The sequence below is a fragment of the Streptomyces sp. M2CJ-2 genome, from assembly GCF_016757295.1.
Taxonomy (GTDB): domain Bacteria; phylum Actinomycetota; class Actinomycetes; order Streptomycetales; family Streptomycetaceae; genus Streptomyces.
The window spans coordinates 1-14516 of the sequence record NZ_JAESIF010000007.1 but is presented as its reverse complement, the minus strand read 5'-3'; the positions used below and the strand labels follow the sequence as shown (position 1 = coordinate 14516).

The window sequence follows — 14516 nt, the reverse complement described above, 5'->3', positions numbered from 1 at the left end:
TCCGTCCGGGCCCGGGGCGGCACCCCGGCCCGTACCTGGCACCTGTCCCCGCTCGACGGTTTCAATCCGGGCACCAAGTCCAGTGACTTCAGGGGTGTTTGGGCCGGTAAGCACCTCAAGTGACCTGTGAAGTAACAGACATCACGAGGGGCGCCCGGTGTAGATCATTTGGGATCTGGGCAGCTTCGTACCGCTTCCCGGTTCAACTTTCGTTCCGTGAAGCCGAGTTCAAGTGTGCGGGCGGTCGCGAGGACGGCCCGCCCGCAGGGCTGGGGGACTCTGCGTTCCGTCTCCCGAAAGGAAGCACATGTCTCAGGACGTCCGGTTCGATCTCCCCTTCAACACCCCCGTCAGCGAGCATCTGGAGTACGCCCGCGCGCGCCATCTGCGCTGGGTGTGGGAGATGGGCCTGGTCCGCAGCCGGGACGGGTTCGACGAGTACCGCTCCTGGGACCTGCCGCAGGCCGCCGCCCGTACCTATCCGTACGCCTCGGCCGAGGACATGGTCGTCCTGATGAACTGGTTCTCCCTGGCCTTCCTCTTCGACGACCAGTTCGACTCCGGTCGGCCGGACCGCGCGGACCTGATAGCGGACGTGGCGCGGGAGCTGATCGTCACCCCGCTGCGGCCGGCGGGAAGCACCCCTCGGGTGGTCTGTCCGATCACGGTGGCCTGGGCTCAGGTCTGGGAACGCCTCTCGGATGGCATGTCCCTGACCTGGCAGACCCGTTTCGCGGCGTCCTGGGGGCGGTTCCTGGTGGCCCACTGCGAGGAGGTCGACCTGGCGGCCCGCGGGCTGGCCGGGACGCTCGGCCTCGACGAGTACACCGTGTTCCGGCGCCGTACCGTCGGCATCCACCACAGCATCGACGCCGGTGAGCGCAGCCGCGGCTTCGAGGTGCCGGCACGGGCGATGGCGCATCCGCTGATGGAGCGGATGCGTGATCTGGCCGCGGACACCATCGGGTTCATGAACGACATCCACTCCTTCGAGCGGGAGCGGCGCCGCGGCGACGGCCACAACCTGATCGCCGTACTGCACCGGGAGCGCGGCTGCTCCTGGGAGGAGGCCGCCGCCGAGGCGTACCGCATGACGACCGCCTGCCTGGACGAGTATCTCCTCCTCGAGTCGCGGGTGCCCGACATGTGCGACGAGTTGGGGCTCGACACGGAGGAACGCGACCGGGTGGACAAGGGTGTACAGGCCATTCAGCACTGGATCGAGGGCAACTACGAGTGGGCCCTGACCAGCGGCCGCTACGCGGCGGCGAAGGAGGGAGCGGTGGCCACGGCCGAACAGGCGGGCCGCGGCTCGGTCGACGACCTGCTGACCGTGTGAGCCGGTGGTGCTGCGCGGCCCCGTGGCGGGGCCGCGCAGCACCACCGGTCACGGTGGCCGGCCCGGTCGGCGGTCGCGGCACCGGCGGCACCGTCGGCGTCAAACACTGAACTCGACGGGCAGACGGTCCAGCCGGGTCTCCCAGGTGGAGGCGGTCGAGGACAGCTCCCCCGGCGGTACCGCCAGGCGCAGGTCCCGCAGCCGGTGCAGCAGGACGTCCACGGCGATCTCGATGACGGCCAGGCCGATGTTCTGGCCCGGACACTCGTGCGGCCCGCCGCTGAACGCCAGGTGCGACTGGTTGCCCTGCACGGACACCCCGGCGTCCGGGCGGATCTCGGGGTCCTGGTTGCCCGCCGCGAGGCCCAGCACCAGCAGGTCGCCCTCGCGGACGCGGTGACCGCCGAGTTCCAGGTCGCTGGTGGCGAACCGGCCCGGCAGAACGGCCAGCGGCGGGCTGTTCCACATGACCTCCTCGACGATCGCGGAGACGTTCAGCCGACCGCTGATCAGCCCGGAGAGCCGTGCGGTGTCCGTGAGGACCAGTTGGAGCACCCTGGCCAGCAGGTTGCTGGTGGTGGTGTGGCCGGCGATCAGCACCAGTCGCAGGTGGCTGACCACCTCGTCCTCGTCGAGCCCGGCGTGGTGGGCCAGCAGGGCGGTGGTGAGGTCGCTGCCGGGTTCGGACCGCTTGCGCACGACGAGCGCCCCGAGGATCTCCTGGATGCGGCTGTCGTGCGTGACGGCGTCCTCGCCGCCCTTGAGGACCTGGGCGCAGGACTCGACCAGGTCGCGCCCCTCCGCCTCGGGCAGCCCCAGGACGCGGGTGAGCACCAGCATCGGCAGGTAGTCGGCGTAGTCGCTCACCAGATCGGCGCTGCCCGAATCCGCGAAGGCGTCGATCTCCTTGTTCGCGAAGTGCGTGGCGTGCCGTCGGACACCGCGGCCGGCTGCGGCCTGGAGTCCGTCGGTGACGGCTCCGCGCAGCCTGCGGTGCGGCTCGCCGTCCTGGGAGACGCAGTCGGGGCGCCAGCCGAGCATCGGGACCAGCGGTGAGGTGTCCGCGACGCGCCCCTCACGCCGGTCCCGCCAGATCCGGGCGTCCCGGGTGAACTGGCGGGGGTTGTCGAGCACCCGGCGGTTGTCCCGGTAGCCGAGCACCAGCCAGGCCGGCACGTCGCCCTCCAGGAGCACCGGCGCGACCGACCCGTGTTCCTTGCGCAGCCGCTCGTGGACGCCGCCCGGGTCACCGGCGGCCTCCTGCCCGTACAGCCGGGCGAGGTCCGCGCCGTGGTGGGCGACGGGGCAGCCGCGGGTCGCGCCGGGGGTGTTCTCGGTCGGGTCGCTCATCGGGACTCCAGGGCCACGGCCGAGCGTTCCCGCAGGTGATGGATGAGGGTGACGAGCACATCGCGGCTGGCGGCCCGGTCCCGTGCGTCGAAGGCCACGACCGGGATGTGTTCGGGGATGTCCAGGGCGTCCCGGATCTCGTCCACCGGGTAGTGCTTGGAGTCGGGGAAGATGTTGAGGGCGATGACGAAGGGCACCTTCTGCCGTTCCATCTCCTCGATCGCCCGGAAACTGGAGGCAAGCCGCCGGGTGTCCACCAGGACGACGGCGCCGAGCGCGCCCTTGAACAGTCCGTTCCACAGGAACCAGAACCGTTCCTGACCGGGCGTGCCGAACAGGTACAGGACCAGGCTGTCGTTGATGCCGATCTTGCCGAAGTCCAGGCTGACGGTGGTCTCCGCCTTGTCGGCGACACCGATGAGGTGGTCGACGGCGGCGCTGGCCTGGGTGAGGGTCTCCTCGGTGGTGAGCGGCTTGATGTCGCTGACCGACCGGACCATCGTGGTCTTTCCGGTACCGAAGCCGCCGGCGATCATCACCTTCACCGAGCGGGTGTCCCCGGCCGTATGCCGACCGGCTTGCTCAAAGCCTTTCAAGTCCACTGAGTACCTCCTCAAGGAGCGCGAGGTCGGGCCCGCGGCCGGCGTCGTGGGCCGGCATGGGGTCACGGGCTTCGACGTGGCCTTCGTCCAGCAGGTCCGACAGCAGCACGGCGAGAATGTTGAACGGCAGTCCGAGGTGGGCGCCGAGTTCGGCGACCGAGAGCGGATCGCGGCAGTGCCGGACGATCTCCTCGTGCTCGTGCTGCATCCCCGGGACGGGGGCCGAGCGGGAGACGACGAGGGTCGCCACGTCGAGACTCGCCGCCGAACCGCCCGGTCCGCTGCGCCCTCCGGTGAGGACGTAGTAACGCTCGAGACCGGACGGGTCCGACGGCCGGCGGGGAGCACTCATCCAGAGTGCTCCTCCAGGCGCGGAGTGGTGCCGAGGAGCTCTCCCATTCTGCGGGCGAGGTCTCTCATCTGGTGCCCGAGCAGGCCCTGGTCGAGGCCCTCCCGGGCGAGGACGCCGAGGTAGGTCTCCACGCCGGCGCGGACCACGAAGAGGTGACCGCCGTCGACCTCGATCATCGCCAGCCGCAGTTGCCCCGCGTAGGAGGGGAACTGTTCGGCGACCGGCTGGGCCAGCGCCTGCAGACCGGCCACCACGGCCGCGAAGCGGTCCACGTCGTCGGGGTCGTCCGCCCCGAAGGAGGTGATGGCCTTGCCGTCGCTGGAGGCCACGAGGGCGAAGCGGATCTCCTGGATGCTCTCGACGAGATCACGGAGCGCCCAGCTCACGTCGTTTCCCTGTTGTGTCATGGGGTGTGGTCGCTCTCCTCGGTGCGGTGCTCGGTGGACGACTCGCGTCCTGCGGGGGTGTCACCGGTGGTGGCCGCTTCGGGCGCCGCGCCGGTGTCGCGTTCTCGGGAATCGTGCGCCCCCGCGTCGTGTGCCGCGCTGTCGCGTCCGGCGATGTCGCGGCCGGCGGTGGCGAAGGCGGCGAGGCCGACGAAGGACGCGTCCGGTGGTACGGGGGTGACGGTGCTCGGCCCGCCGCGCTCGGGCCGTCCCGTCGGCTGCGGCTCCGCCTCGGTCCGCCTGGCGCTGCGGCGGCGGGGCAGTCCGCCGGGCGTGGTGGCCGGCTCTCCGTCGGGCTCCGGGGACACGGCGGATTCGGCCGGCCGGCGGTCGGCCTCCCCGTCGTCGGTGACCGCGGTCCACGGCAGGACGGACGGGACGGCGGGGGTCTTCGGCGCGGGAGCGGTCGGCGCCGCGGCGGCCGTGGGCAGCGGGCTGAAGTACTTGTGCGGTACGACGACCACCACCGAGGTGCCGAGCCACGGCGAGTCCGCGAAGGTGACGCGGATGCCGTAGCGGCGGGCGAGGACGCCGACGACCCTGAGGCCGATGTTCGCGTCCTCGGTGATGCCGCCGATCCCCGCGCCGGGCGCGGTGCCCGCGAGGGCGTGTTCGGCCTCGCGCTTCTTCTCCTCGCTCAGGCCCTTGCCGGAGTCCTGGATCTCGATGCCGACGCCGTTCGGGACCTCCTTGCCGGAGACGACCACGGGCTCGGTGGGCGGCGAGTAGCGCGCCGCGTTGTCCAGCAGATGCGCGAAGATCAGCGTGAGGTGGTCCACCAGGCCGCCGTCGACGCCGAGTTCGGGCAGTCGGCGCAGCTGGACGCGGTGGAAGTCCTTGATCCGGCCGATGCCGCCGCGCATCACGCTCAGCAGCCGTTGCGGCTCCTGCCACTGCCTGCCCGGCCGGTCCGAACCGCCGAGCACACCGACGCTGGCGGCGAGGCAGTCGGCGGGACCGATCTCCTGGTCGAGTTCCATCAGGCCTCGGGCGACGACCGGGAGGCGGCCGTGCTCGCCCTGCAGTTCGTGCAGCCGGCCCCGGAGTTTGCTGGTCAGTACGTGGATGCGGTTGCCGATGCTGATGACGGCCTGTTCGGCGGAGGTGGAGCGGTCGAACTCCTCCTCGAGCGCCATCAGGGCGATCCGCAGGGTCCTGCGCAGTTCGGTCTGGAGTTCGACCCCGACCTCGGCGCTCCGGTCGACGCTCGGCAGCACGTCGTCGATGGCGTCACCGGCGCGCAGCCGCTCGATCGCCTCCGGCAACTGCTCGTCGGCGAGCCTGGTCACCGCGGCCAGTTGGTGCGCCGACTGCTCCCGCAGGGCCTCACGCTGCTCGGCGATCCGCGCTTCGTGACCGGCTGCCTGTTCGGCCAGCCAGGCGTCGTGGCGCTCGGCCTGCTCAACGATCCGCGTTTCGAAGGACTGCGCCTGGGCTGCGAGTCGGTCCTCGTGTGCCGTGTTCCGGTCGGCGAGGAGCCGTTCGTGTGCGGCGTTCCGCTCGGCGAACCGCTCCTCGTGGTCGGCCTGTGCGGCACGGAGGGTGTGCTCCGTCCGGGCCAGTCGGGTCCGGGTGCGGAGCAACAGCCGTACGCACATCGCACCGGCCGCCGTGGCGGCGGCGCCGGCGACGGCCGTCGTTATTCGCTCCGAGCTCATGAACGTGGCGGCAACCGTCCCGCCGCCCAGGCCCAGCGGCATCAACCACCAGCTGTACCAGGCGACAGGAGGCCGCGCCGCCGGTGGCGGAGTGGCGAGTTCCATCTGCATCCTTCGAAGCAACACGATCGAACAGGGGGGTGTGCAAGGGATCGCACTCAGGGGTACGGACCGCGAACGAGCGCGGCGCGATCGCTTCAACTCGCAGCGCTGTCAAGGAGCTTATCGGTTCCCACCACAAAAGGATCAAGTTCGGGGGGTGGTGGAAGTGAGGGTTCCGTCACGCTCCGGAGGAGAGGTGAGGATCCACAAGTGGCCTTACTTGCTTGGCAGTTGGATCCGACAGCAGTCGCCACCCGGAAGAACGTGGCCGCAATTCGAAGACATATGACATTCAAACATGCCCGCATCCGCCCGCCCAAGGGTAACTTGCAAGGCAGGGAGCGGCGTTGGGCCGATCCCACCGCGCATGGAGCAGGCTGGAGGCGATGGCGTGGTGCGGCACCAACCTGCACCGCCTACCCGGTATCTCCGCGTCCACCAGGACCGGGGACACACCGTGCTGGAGTTCCACGGCGAGATCGACATAGCCGCGGAGGCGGAGGTCGTCCCGCACCTCGATGCGGCGACCTCGGACCCCGAGTGCCGCATCGTGCTCGATCTGACCCGAATCGAGTTCCTGGACGCCTCGGGTCTGCGCCTGCTGTACCGCGCCCGGCAGCGGGTGCTGGACCAGCACGGCCGGCTGCACCTCGTGTGCACCCACGCGCTGACCCTGCGCCTGTTGCGGATCACCGGCCTGGCCGGGCTGCTGCCCCCTCGGCCCACCCTGGACGCGGCCCTGGAACACCCCGGGGCCGCACCCGGCCCGATGTGAGCGTCCGGGCCGCTACGCGGTCGGCGGGGCGTCGAACAGGGCGCTGACCGACTCACCGTTGTGGATGCGGCGCACCGCCTCGGCGAGCGCCGGGGCGATGGACAGGACCCGCAGCTTGTCCGTGTGCTCGTCGGCGGGCACCGGAACGGTGTTGGTGCACACGATCTCCAGCACGTCGGGCTGCTCGCTCAGGCGTTTGAGCGCGCCGGCCGCGAACAGGCCGTGCGTGCAGGCCACGCGAATGGATCGCGGGCCCAGTTCCCTTAGCCTGTCGAGCAGTTCGAGCACCGTGCTGCCCTTGGCGATCTCGTCGTCCAGGACGATGACGTCCCGCCCGGCCACCTCACCGATGACGGAACTGATCCGCACCCGGTCGTCGGCGAACCGCTGCTTCGCCCCGGCCGCCACCTGCGCCCCGATCAGCCGGGCGAACGCCGCTGCCTCCTTGGCGTTGCCCAGGTCGGGCGAGACGACGGTGGTGCGGCTCAGGTCGTACTGGCGGAAGTGCGCGGCCAGTTCACGCAGTGCGTGCAGGTGGTCCACCGGCACCGAGAAGAAGCCGTGCACCTGCGGTGCGTGCAGGGTCATCGCCAGGACGCGGCTCGCGCCTGCCGCCACCAGGAGATCCGCGACCAGGCGTCCGCCCATGGAGATGCGCGGGGCGTCCTTCTTGTCGGAACGGGCGTAGGAGTAGTGCGGCATCACGACGGTGATCCGGGAGGCGGACGCCCCACGGGCCGCGTCGCACATCAGGAGGAGCTCCACGAGGTGTTCCTGGACCGGTTTGACCAGGGGCTGGATCAGGAACACGTCCCGCTCCCGGCAGTTGGCCAGCAGCTGCACCTCCAGGCAGTCGTTGGCGAACCGGCTGGCGCGGACCGGGCTGATCGGTACACCGAGATGCGCGCAGACCTCCGCCGCCAGTTCCGGATGGGCACTGCCGCTGAACACGGCGATGTCTCGCACGGTCGGATCCTCCGATGAGCTGTCGGCCGGGAGCCTCATGCTACTGGCCACGAGCCCTCACCCAGCCCGCCGCGCCGCTACGGCGTGCGCCCCCCGTGTGCTCCCGACGCTGTCCCCCCGCACCTCAACTTCCCTGTCTGTCAGGGGAAGTGGGGGGCATTCGGTCAGTAGGAAGGAGGGCCGTCACCATGACGACTCCCATCAGGCGCCTCCCCGGGCGCATACCGGGCTGGGCGAAGGCACTGACCGCGGTGGTGGTGGTGCTCGCCGTGCTGTTCGCCGGTGTCCGGCTGAGCGTACTGCCGGGCCTGAAGGACCTGTTCGGCACGGAGACCCAGGACCGCTCCGGTCCCGCGCTCCTGGAGTCCATCCAGGACATCAGCCGGTACGACGCGGCGACCGGCAACTTCCAGGTCGTAGTGGATCTGGAGAAGGACGCCAGGTTCCTGCCCGACGCGGTCCGCGGCAGCCGCACCCTGTACGTGGGCGCGGGCACCGTCGACGCCTATGTCGACCTCGGAAAGCTCGGCAAGGAGGACGTACGGGTCGACGAGGACCGTACGTCCGCCACCCTGCGGCTGCCGCACGCCCGTCTGGGCACTCCGGCACTCGACCCCGAGCGCTCCTACGCCGTCTCCAAGCAGCGCGGGCTGCTCGACCGGCTCGGTGACCTCTTCTCGGACAACCCCAACAGCGAGCAGGCCGTCCAGAAGCTCGCGGTACGGCACATCGGTGACGCGGCGAAGGAGAGCGGGCTGACCGCCCGCGCCGAGAGCAACACCACGGAGATACTCGAAGGGCTGCTGCGCTCCCTGGGGTTCAAGAAGGTGAAGGTCGCCTACGGCGACTGAGCCGTACCGGCACAGGGTCGGCTTGATGGTCGTGTAGCCGGGTAACTGACCGATCCAGCAGAGCAGTTTACCATAGGAGGACGGAATGCCCCGCACTGCCTCACACCGGCTCTTCGGGTGGCGCCGCACGCCGGGCAGCGGTCCTGGGACCGCTCCCGGCGCCAGGAGCAAAAACGGCGGGCCGCGACCGCTGCCCCTTCCGATCCGGCTGCTCGCGATGCTGTGCGCCTTCACCTTCATGGTCGTCTTCGCGATGATGCTGGCCCGGCTCACCCTGCAGCCCTCCCCTGCCTCGGAGGCGCTGATCCACACCAATCTGCGTCCCGGCCGTTCCCTGCGGGCCTATCTCGACCAGCCCGCGCTGCGCGACGCCGTGCGCCAGGTCGGCGGCAACATCCTTCTGGGCATGCCCTTCGGTCTCCTCGCGCCGGTGGTGGCCCCGCGCACCCGCGGGTTCCTGCGCGTGCTGCTGCTGACCGGGAGCGTGATGCTCATGGTGGAGTTCGCGCAGGGGGCCATGATCACCGGACGCGCCTTCGACATCGACGACGTCATCCTGAACACCAGCGGTGCACTGATCGGGTATCTGCTGCTCGGACGGCGGCTCAGCCGCGCCGTGCACGCACGGAGGCCGAAGGCCGACGCGAGGCCGAGCGCCAAGGGGAAGCCGAAGTCCAGGGGCAAGGCCGAGCCGCTGCCCGAGGCCGAGCCGAGGAGCAAGAAACAGGTGTGACCCGGGCGGCGCCACCACGGCCTCGGGGGCGGAGGGCGTCGCTCTCCTCACGCCTACCGGCGAACGGTCCAGGTGAACTTGTCTCCGCCCACCCAGCGCACCGTGTCCGGGTCGTCGAGATCATGGACCGTGATCCCGAACGCGGCGGCGGCCCGCAGCACGTCCGTGATCGCTCTTGCCTCGCCGATCACCTCTCCGTCGATCTCCACGATCCGGAACGGCGGCGTACCGGGCTGTACGCCGAGCACCATGATCCGTGGATGGGTCATGTACAGGCTCCAGCTTTCCGTCATGCCTCAAAGGGTAGGACGCAAACCGGACGAACGCGGGTTCGGGGAGTCACCCGGCAGACAGGAAGTCCGACAGCCGTACCCGGGAGCCCCGGAGTGTCGACACCGACGCGTGCGCGCCGAGGCTGCTCGACCCGCAGGTTCCCGGCTGCGACCGCGCCCGGGAGCGCGGTTCGAGGTGACACACATCACCCCGAACCGGACATGCGGACGGAACACCCGGAGGCCGTTCCCCGTTGAAGGAGGCGTGGGTGCGGAGGGAACAGTGTCCCCGGGCCTCACCTTCCGCCCACAGGGACGATCGTTCGACTGAAGCTCTGTGGAGCCGTCCGCCGAGAGGCGACCGCCGCCCGTGCCCATGCCCACCCCCTGACCGCCCCGGCCGTGATTCCCCCGTCACGGCCGGGGCTTCCATCTTCCTCGCATTCCTCGCATTCCTCGCATTCCACCGTATTCTCCCGCATTTCCCCGTTCTTCCCGTACGGCGGTGGCCGTGCAGGCCTGCCGCGCGTCAGGCGGAGGGCTCGTCCGGTACCGGCTGGTCCGGGTTGGCGGAGGCCGAGTGCGGCGCGCCCCGGCGGCCGGTCCCGGCCTCGTCCGTGTCGGGGACGTCGGGCTGCCGCTCACCGGGCGCGTCCGGTCCGGCGGACTCCTCCTCGGCGGCGGCGGGTGCGACCTCCCAGGGGTCCTCGCCCGCACCGGCCTGCTGGTCGGGCAGGTCCCGGGGGACACCCTGACCGCTCTCGTCCGGTCCTTCGTCGCGGTGGTCGGCCATGGTCCTCTCCCTTCCTCCGCACGCCGTCACGTACGGCCGTCGCGTACGGGCGTCCGTACGCCGTCGCTCGGGCTGCCGCGCGGGTACCTGCGCTGTGAGCTGCGAAACCTCAGCGCGGCGCCCGTTCCTGGAGCGCTCTGCGCCAGGCGGGCTGCGGGGACTGCGGATCCGGATCGGGGCGCCGTCCGCCGCAGGTGAAGAAGTCGGCGAGCGGCAGGATCGCGGCGCCGACGGTGACGGCGTCGGGGCCGAGACTGCCCAGCTCGATCGTCACGTTCTCAGCGGGGTGGCGCAGCGCGTACGACAGGGCGTGCCTGCGCACGGCGGGCAGGAAGCGGGAGCCGAGCTGAAGGCCGGCCCAGCCGCCCATCAGGATGCGCTCCGGCTGGAAGAGGTTGATCAGGTCGGAGAGGCCGGCACCCAGGTACTCGGCGGTCTCCTCCAGCACCGCGAGGGCGACCGGGTCGGCGGCGGTGCCGTCGGCGGGGTAGGCGGCGGCGAGCATCGAGGTCAGCGCCGTCTCCTCGTCGGTTCCGCCGGGGCCCCGGCCGCCCTCCTCCCGCCACCGGGCGAGCAGCGACTCGGCGCCCGCGTAGGCCTCCAGGCAGCCGAGCGCGCCGCAGCGGCAACGGCGGCCCCGCACCCGTACGGTCAGGTGCCCCCACTCGACCGCGCGGCCGTGCTCCACCTCGGGCGTGACGAGGCAGGCGCCGACGCCGGAGCCGAAGAGGACGACGAGGGCGTTGCGGGCGCCGCGTCCGGCCCCGAACCACATCTCGGCCTGACCGAGGGTCTTGGCTCCGTTGTCGATGAAGTAGCGGACGCCCTCGGGCAGGGGCGAACCGCTGCGCAGCAGGGACTCCAGCTCGATGGCGTCCCAGCCGATGGTCTGCCCGTGCACGACGGCGCCCCGGTCGGGGGTGTGCTCGACGATGCCGGGGACGCCGATGCCGACGCCGAGGAGCCGCTCGGGGTCGAGGTCGGCGGTGGTGAGCACCTCGGTGATTCCGGCGCGGATGTGGTCGACGATGACCTCGACCTCGTAGCGCTGCTGCTCCAGCGGGCGCTCGGCCCGGGCGAGTTCGGTGAGGGTCAGGTCGAACAGTTCGATCCGTACCCGGGTCTCGCCGACATCGACGCCGATCATGTGGCCGCTGACCGGTGCCACCCGCAGCAGGGTGCGCGGGCGGCCGCCGTCGGAGTCGACGCTGCCCGCCTCCTCGACCAGGCCGTCACCGATCAGGTCGGCGACGACATTGCTCACCGAGCCGGAACTGAGGCCGGTCGCCGGGCCGAGCTCGAAGCGGCTGAGCGGGCCGTCGAAGTAGAGCCGCTGCAGCACGGCCGTACGGTTGGCCCGTCTGAGGTCGCGTACCGTGCGCCCGTTCCGCCCCGCCATATGGCTCCTCCCGAAACACTGCCCGACCTGCAACATACCGTCGAGGACCGGATCGGCGCGACTTCCCCCCACCCTTAGTTAATGTAGTGAACTAACTGTGAACCAACACTGTCGGCCCTCGTCACCGTGCCACAGCCCCCCGCACTTTGCCCCGCGCGGCCCCGCGGCGAGGCCCTCTCGGGGAAAAGCGCTGGCTCACGCTCCTTCGGGATCCTTACCCTGGGCCGGAAACCAGAGCCTCCAGGTTCAGAAAGGCCAGGCTGGGAGAACCCCATGAGATCACTCACCGAACAAGACATCCGCGGTTCCTTTGTCAACTGTTCGAAGGGTGAGGCCAAGCGCCTGTTCGTACCCCACGATCTCGGGGAGCGGACCTGGGACGAGCTGGACTTCCTGGGCTGGCGGGACCCGGGTGCGCCCGACCGCGGCTACCTCGTCACCGAGCGTGCGGACCGGGGCCGCCTGGTGGGGGTGGCGCTGCGCTTCCAGTCCGCCCGGCGCGGGTTCCTGCAGCGCAGCATGTGCTCGCTGTGCCTGACGACCCATCCGCGCGGAGGCGTCTCCCTGATGACCGCGCGCAGGGCGGGCACGGCCGGGCGCGAGGGCAACTCGGTCGGCGCCTACATGTGCACCGACCTCGCCTGCTCCCTCTACCTGCGCGGCAAGAAGGTCCCGGAGACGGGCCCCCGCTTCGAGGAGACCCTCACCCTGGAGGAGCAGATCGCCCGCACGCTGAGCAACCTCCACGCCTTCCTCGACAAGGTGTGACACCCGGTCGCGGCATCGGTCGGCATTGGTAAGCACTGGTCGGTGGATGCCCCGGCTCATCACCCGGCCGACTACGGTCCTCCCTGAACACGTTCGATGCGTCCGGGGACGGGGAACCGTCGGAGGATGCAAGTGGTTCGTGAGTGGGTGTCGCCGGCCAGGCAGTTCGTCAAGCAGCGGCGCGATCCCGTGGCCGTGCAGACGCTGCGTTCGGCGGCGGCGGCGACGATCGCCTACATCATCGCGTTGCGGCTGAGCCCGGAAGCCGCCCCGCTCACCGCCCCCCTGACGGCTCTGCTCGTCGTCCAGGTCACCCTGTTCTCCACGCTCACCACCGGCGTACGCCGGGTGAACGCCGTGGTGACCGGGGTGGTGGTCGCCATCCTCTTCAGCCTGCTGGTGGGACTGAGCTGGTGGAGTCTGGGCCTGCTCATCCTGGCGTCACTGATCGTCGGCCACCTGGTACGCGTGGACGAGTTCGTACCCGAGGTGGCGATCAGCGCGATGCTGGTGCTCGGGGTGACCCACCACGGGGACACCGCGTGGGCGCGGATCGTGGAGACGCTGATCGGCGCCGTCGTCGGGCTCGCCTTCAACCTCCTGCTGGCCCCTCCGGTGTGGGTGGAGGAGGCCGGTGAGTCGATCGAGTCGCTGGCCCGGCGGGTGCGGCAGCTGATGCTGCGCCTGGGCGAGCAGGCCTCCGAGCGCACCCCCCACCATCGCGCGGCGGCCCGGCTGCACGAGGCACGCCGGCTCGATCACGACATCTCCGAGGTGGACGCGGACCTCCGGCAGGCCGAGGACAGCCTGCGGCTGAACCCGCGGGTGCGGGAGGGGCTGCTGCACCGGGTCGTGCTGCGCACCGGCCTGGACACCCTGGAGATCTGCACGGTCGTCCTGCGGGTGCTGGCACGCACCTTCACCGACCTCGCGAAGGAACGCGAGCCGGACCCCCTGTTCCCGCCGGAGACGGGTGCCGCCGTCGAACAGTTGCTGGCCGAGATCTCCGACGCGGTGGTCAGCTTCTCGGTGCTGGTCACCTCGAGCGTCAGCGAGAGCGCGGAGTCCGCGGAGGAGCGGCTCATCGCGGGGCTGCGGCAGGCCGCCACGACCCGCGACCGGCTGGCCCGACTGCTGCTGGAGGAGGTGCGGCGGGACGCCCGTCAGTGGCAGTTGCACGGCGCGCTGCTGACCGAGGTCAACCGCATTCTCGACGAGATGGACATCGAGCACCGTTCGAAAAGGCTGCTGGAGGAGCTGGACCGGCACGCGCGCGAGCAGCGTGAACGCCTGCCGCGGCTCACCCGGATGCGGGAGCGGCTGCGCGTGCCGAAGCGGCTGCGCCGGAACCAGCGGGGTACCGCCGGGCGTTCTCTGTGACGGGACCGGCCGGCGGTGTGCGCGCCGTCGGCCACGGAGACGAAGGGGGCGCGCGGATGACCGACACCACCGTGCGGATCGACGGGAACACCTTGCGGCTGCCTGGCGGTACGGCGGTGCGGTTCATCCGTACGCTGCGGCTGCCGGAGACGGGAACGCACGCCCTGCCGCCGGGCCTGGGCGAGTTCCCGGTACGGCGTGTCGCGGACTACGCGGAGTCGGTGCCCGAAGCCTGGCGGGCACGCGGCGGTGTGATGCTCCCGGTGTATCTGCGGGAGGCCATGTGGCTGAGCTTCGCGGGCACCAAAGAGCCGGCCGCGTTGCAGGTGGGGGTCGGCAAGGTGTGCGCGGTCTCCGGCCGCCCGTGGAGCGACCGGCCGGCTCGCGACCCGCAGAACTACCTGGTGCTGCCCCGGCAGCCCTGGCTGGACGGCATCAACTCCGGGAAGGGCACGGTCCGCCAGTTCGTGGCCGTGCCACTGGGGCTGGGCGCGACCGTCGAGGGCCAGGTCACCGGCGAGGAGGTGTGGGGCGGTGTCCAGTTGCAGTCCTTCCCGCTGAAGCCGGAGGCGCTGGCCCGGTGGCGCGAGGAGGAGCGGAAGCGGGAGCGCCTGCTGCGGGCGGAGCGGGCGCGGCTCTCGGCCCACACCGCCGGCTTCGGTGCCGCGCCCGCCATGGCGGCGCCGCCCGCGCCGGGCGCGGCACCCGCGGCGTTCGGCGGCGCGCCCCG

General features: G+C 71.1%; 15 protein-coding genes and 1 pseudogene. 7 read left to right on the top strand and 9 right to left on the bottom strand.

From position 1 onward, the window contains the following. The first annotated feature begins 307 nt into the window (after positions 1-307). Entirely contained in the window at positions 308-1339 is a 1032-nt protein-coding gene (locus JL475_RS08715) for a 7-epi-alpha-eudesmol synthase (protein WP_202276866.1), read from the top strand. Between the two features lie 99 nt (positions 1340-1438). On the opposite strand, the gene JL475_RS08710 is transcribed toward JL475_RS08715, so the two are convergent. Genes JL475_RS08710 through JL475_RS08690 form a run of 5 tightly spaced genes read right to left on the bottom strand, consistent with a single transcriptional unit; the run spans position 1439 to position 5852 of the window. Further along, positions 1439-2689, bottom strand: coding sequence for a cytochrome P450 (locus JL475_RS08710; RefSeq protein WP_202276865.1), 1251 nt, complete (start codon positions 2687-2689; stop codon positions 1439-1441). Further along, the gene (locus tag JL475_RS08705) at positions 2686-3291 is read right to left on the bottom strand and encodes an ATP/GTP-binding protein (protein ID WP_202276864.1); all 606 of its coding nucleotides are present in this window, start codon (positions 3289-3291) and stop codon (positions 2686-2688) included. The genes JL475_RS08710 and JL475_RS08705 overlap by 4 nt, the downstream gene beginning before the upstream one ends. Then, positions 3272-3643: a DUF742 domain-containing protein gene (locus JL475_RS08700; protein ID WP_202276863.1), complete on the bottom strand. Its 372-nt coding sequence runs from the start codon at positions 3641-3643 to the stop codon at positions 3272-3274. Before JL475_RS08700 ends, JL475_RS08705 begins: the two co-directional genes overlap by 20 nt. After that, positions 3640-4050 carry a roadblock/LC7 domain-containing protein gene (locus tag JL475_RS08695; RefSeq protein WP_109378666.1) on the bottom strand — a complete coding sequence of 137 codons (411 nt, stop codon included), beginning with the start codon at positions 4048-4050 and terminating at the stop codon, positions 3640-3642. Before JL475_RS08695 ends, JL475_RS08700 begins: the two co-directional genes overlap by 4 nt. Beyond that, positions 4047-5852: an ATP-binding protein gene (locus JL475_RS08690; RefSeq protein ID WP_202276862.1), complete on the bottom strand. Its 1806-nt coding sequence runs from the start codon at positions 5850-5852 to the stop codon at positions 4047-4049. Before JL475_RS08690 ends, JL475_RS08695 begins: the two co-directional genes overlap by 4 nt. Positions 5853-6216: 364 nt before the next feature. Here JL475_RS08690 and JL475_RS08685 point away from each other — a divergent pair, with 364 nt between their 5' ends. Next, on the top strand, positions 6217-6624 hold the full coding sequence (locus JL475_RS08685; protein ID WP_202276861.1) for an anti-sigma factor antagonist: 408 nt from the start codon (positions 6217-6219) through the stop codon (positions 6622-6624). A 12-nt stretch (positions 6625-6636) separates the two neighbouring features. Here the strand turns inward: JL475_RS08685 and JL475_RS08680 are convergent, their stop codons facing one another. After that, complete coding sequence (locus JL475_RS08680; protein WP_202276860.1) at positions 6637-7590, bottom strand: ribose-phosphate pyrophosphokinase; 954 nt, start codon at positions 7588-7590, stop codon at positions 6637-6639. A gap of 188 nt (positions 7591-7778) precedes the next feature. On the opposite strand from JL475_RS08680, the gene JL475_RS08675 reads away from it, so the two are divergent. Beyond that, positions 7779-8441: a DUF4230 domain-containing protein gene (locus JL475_RS08675; protein ID WP_202276859.1), complete on the top strand. Its 663-nt coding sequence runs from the start codon at positions 7779-7781 to the stop codon at positions 8439-8441. Positions 8442-8526: 85 nt separating this feature from the next. Continuing rightward, positions 8527-9174: a VanZ family protein gene (locus tag JL475_RS08670; protein WP_202276858.1), complete on the top strand. Its 648-nt coding sequence runs from the start codon at positions 8527-8529 to the stop codon at positions 9172-9174. Positions 9175-9227: 53 nt separating this feature from the next. On the opposite strand, the gene JL475_RS08665 is transcribed toward JL475_RS08670, so the two are convergent. From JL475_RS08665 to JL475_RS08655, 3 genes are all read right to left on the bottom strand, one after another. Further along, positions 9228-9467, bottom strand: coding sequence for a hypothetical protein (locus JL475_RS08665; protein WP_202276857.1), 240 nt, complete (start codon positions 9465-9467; stop codon positions 9228-9230). A gap of 508 nt (positions 9468-9975) precedes the next feature. Next, positions 9976-10239: a hypothetical protein gene (locus JL475_RS08660; RefSeq protein WP_202276856.1), complete on the bottom strand. Its 264-nt coding sequence runs from the start codon at positions 10237-10239 to the stop codon at positions 9976-9978. Positions 10240-10348: 109 nt separating this feature from the next. Further along, a complete protein-coding gene (locus JL475_RS08655; RefSeq protein ID WP_202276855.1) occupies positions 10349-11638 on the bottom strand; it encodes an ROK family protein in 1290 nt (429 codons plus the stop codon). Between the two features lie 273 nt (positions 11639-11911). Between JL475_RS08655 and JL475_RS08650 the strand changes: the two genes are divergently transcribed. The 3 genes and pseudogenes from JL475_RS08650 to JL475_RS08640 form a co-directional block, all read left to right on the top strand. Next, entirely contained in the window at positions 11912-12406 is a 495-nt protein-coding gene (locus JL475_RS08650; protein ID WP_202276854.1) for an FBP domain-containing protein, read from the top strand. A 126-nt stretch (positions 12407-12532) separates the two neighbouring features. After that, complete coding sequence (locus tag JL475_RS08645; protein WP_202276853.1) at positions 12533-13786, top strand: aromatic acid exporter family protein; 1254 nt, start codon at positions 12533-12535, stop codon at positions 13784-13786. Positions 13787-13842: 56 nt separating this feature from the next. Then, a pseudogene (locus JL475_RS08640) lies at positions 13843-14516 on the top strand (hypothetical protein); the annotation flags it as partial.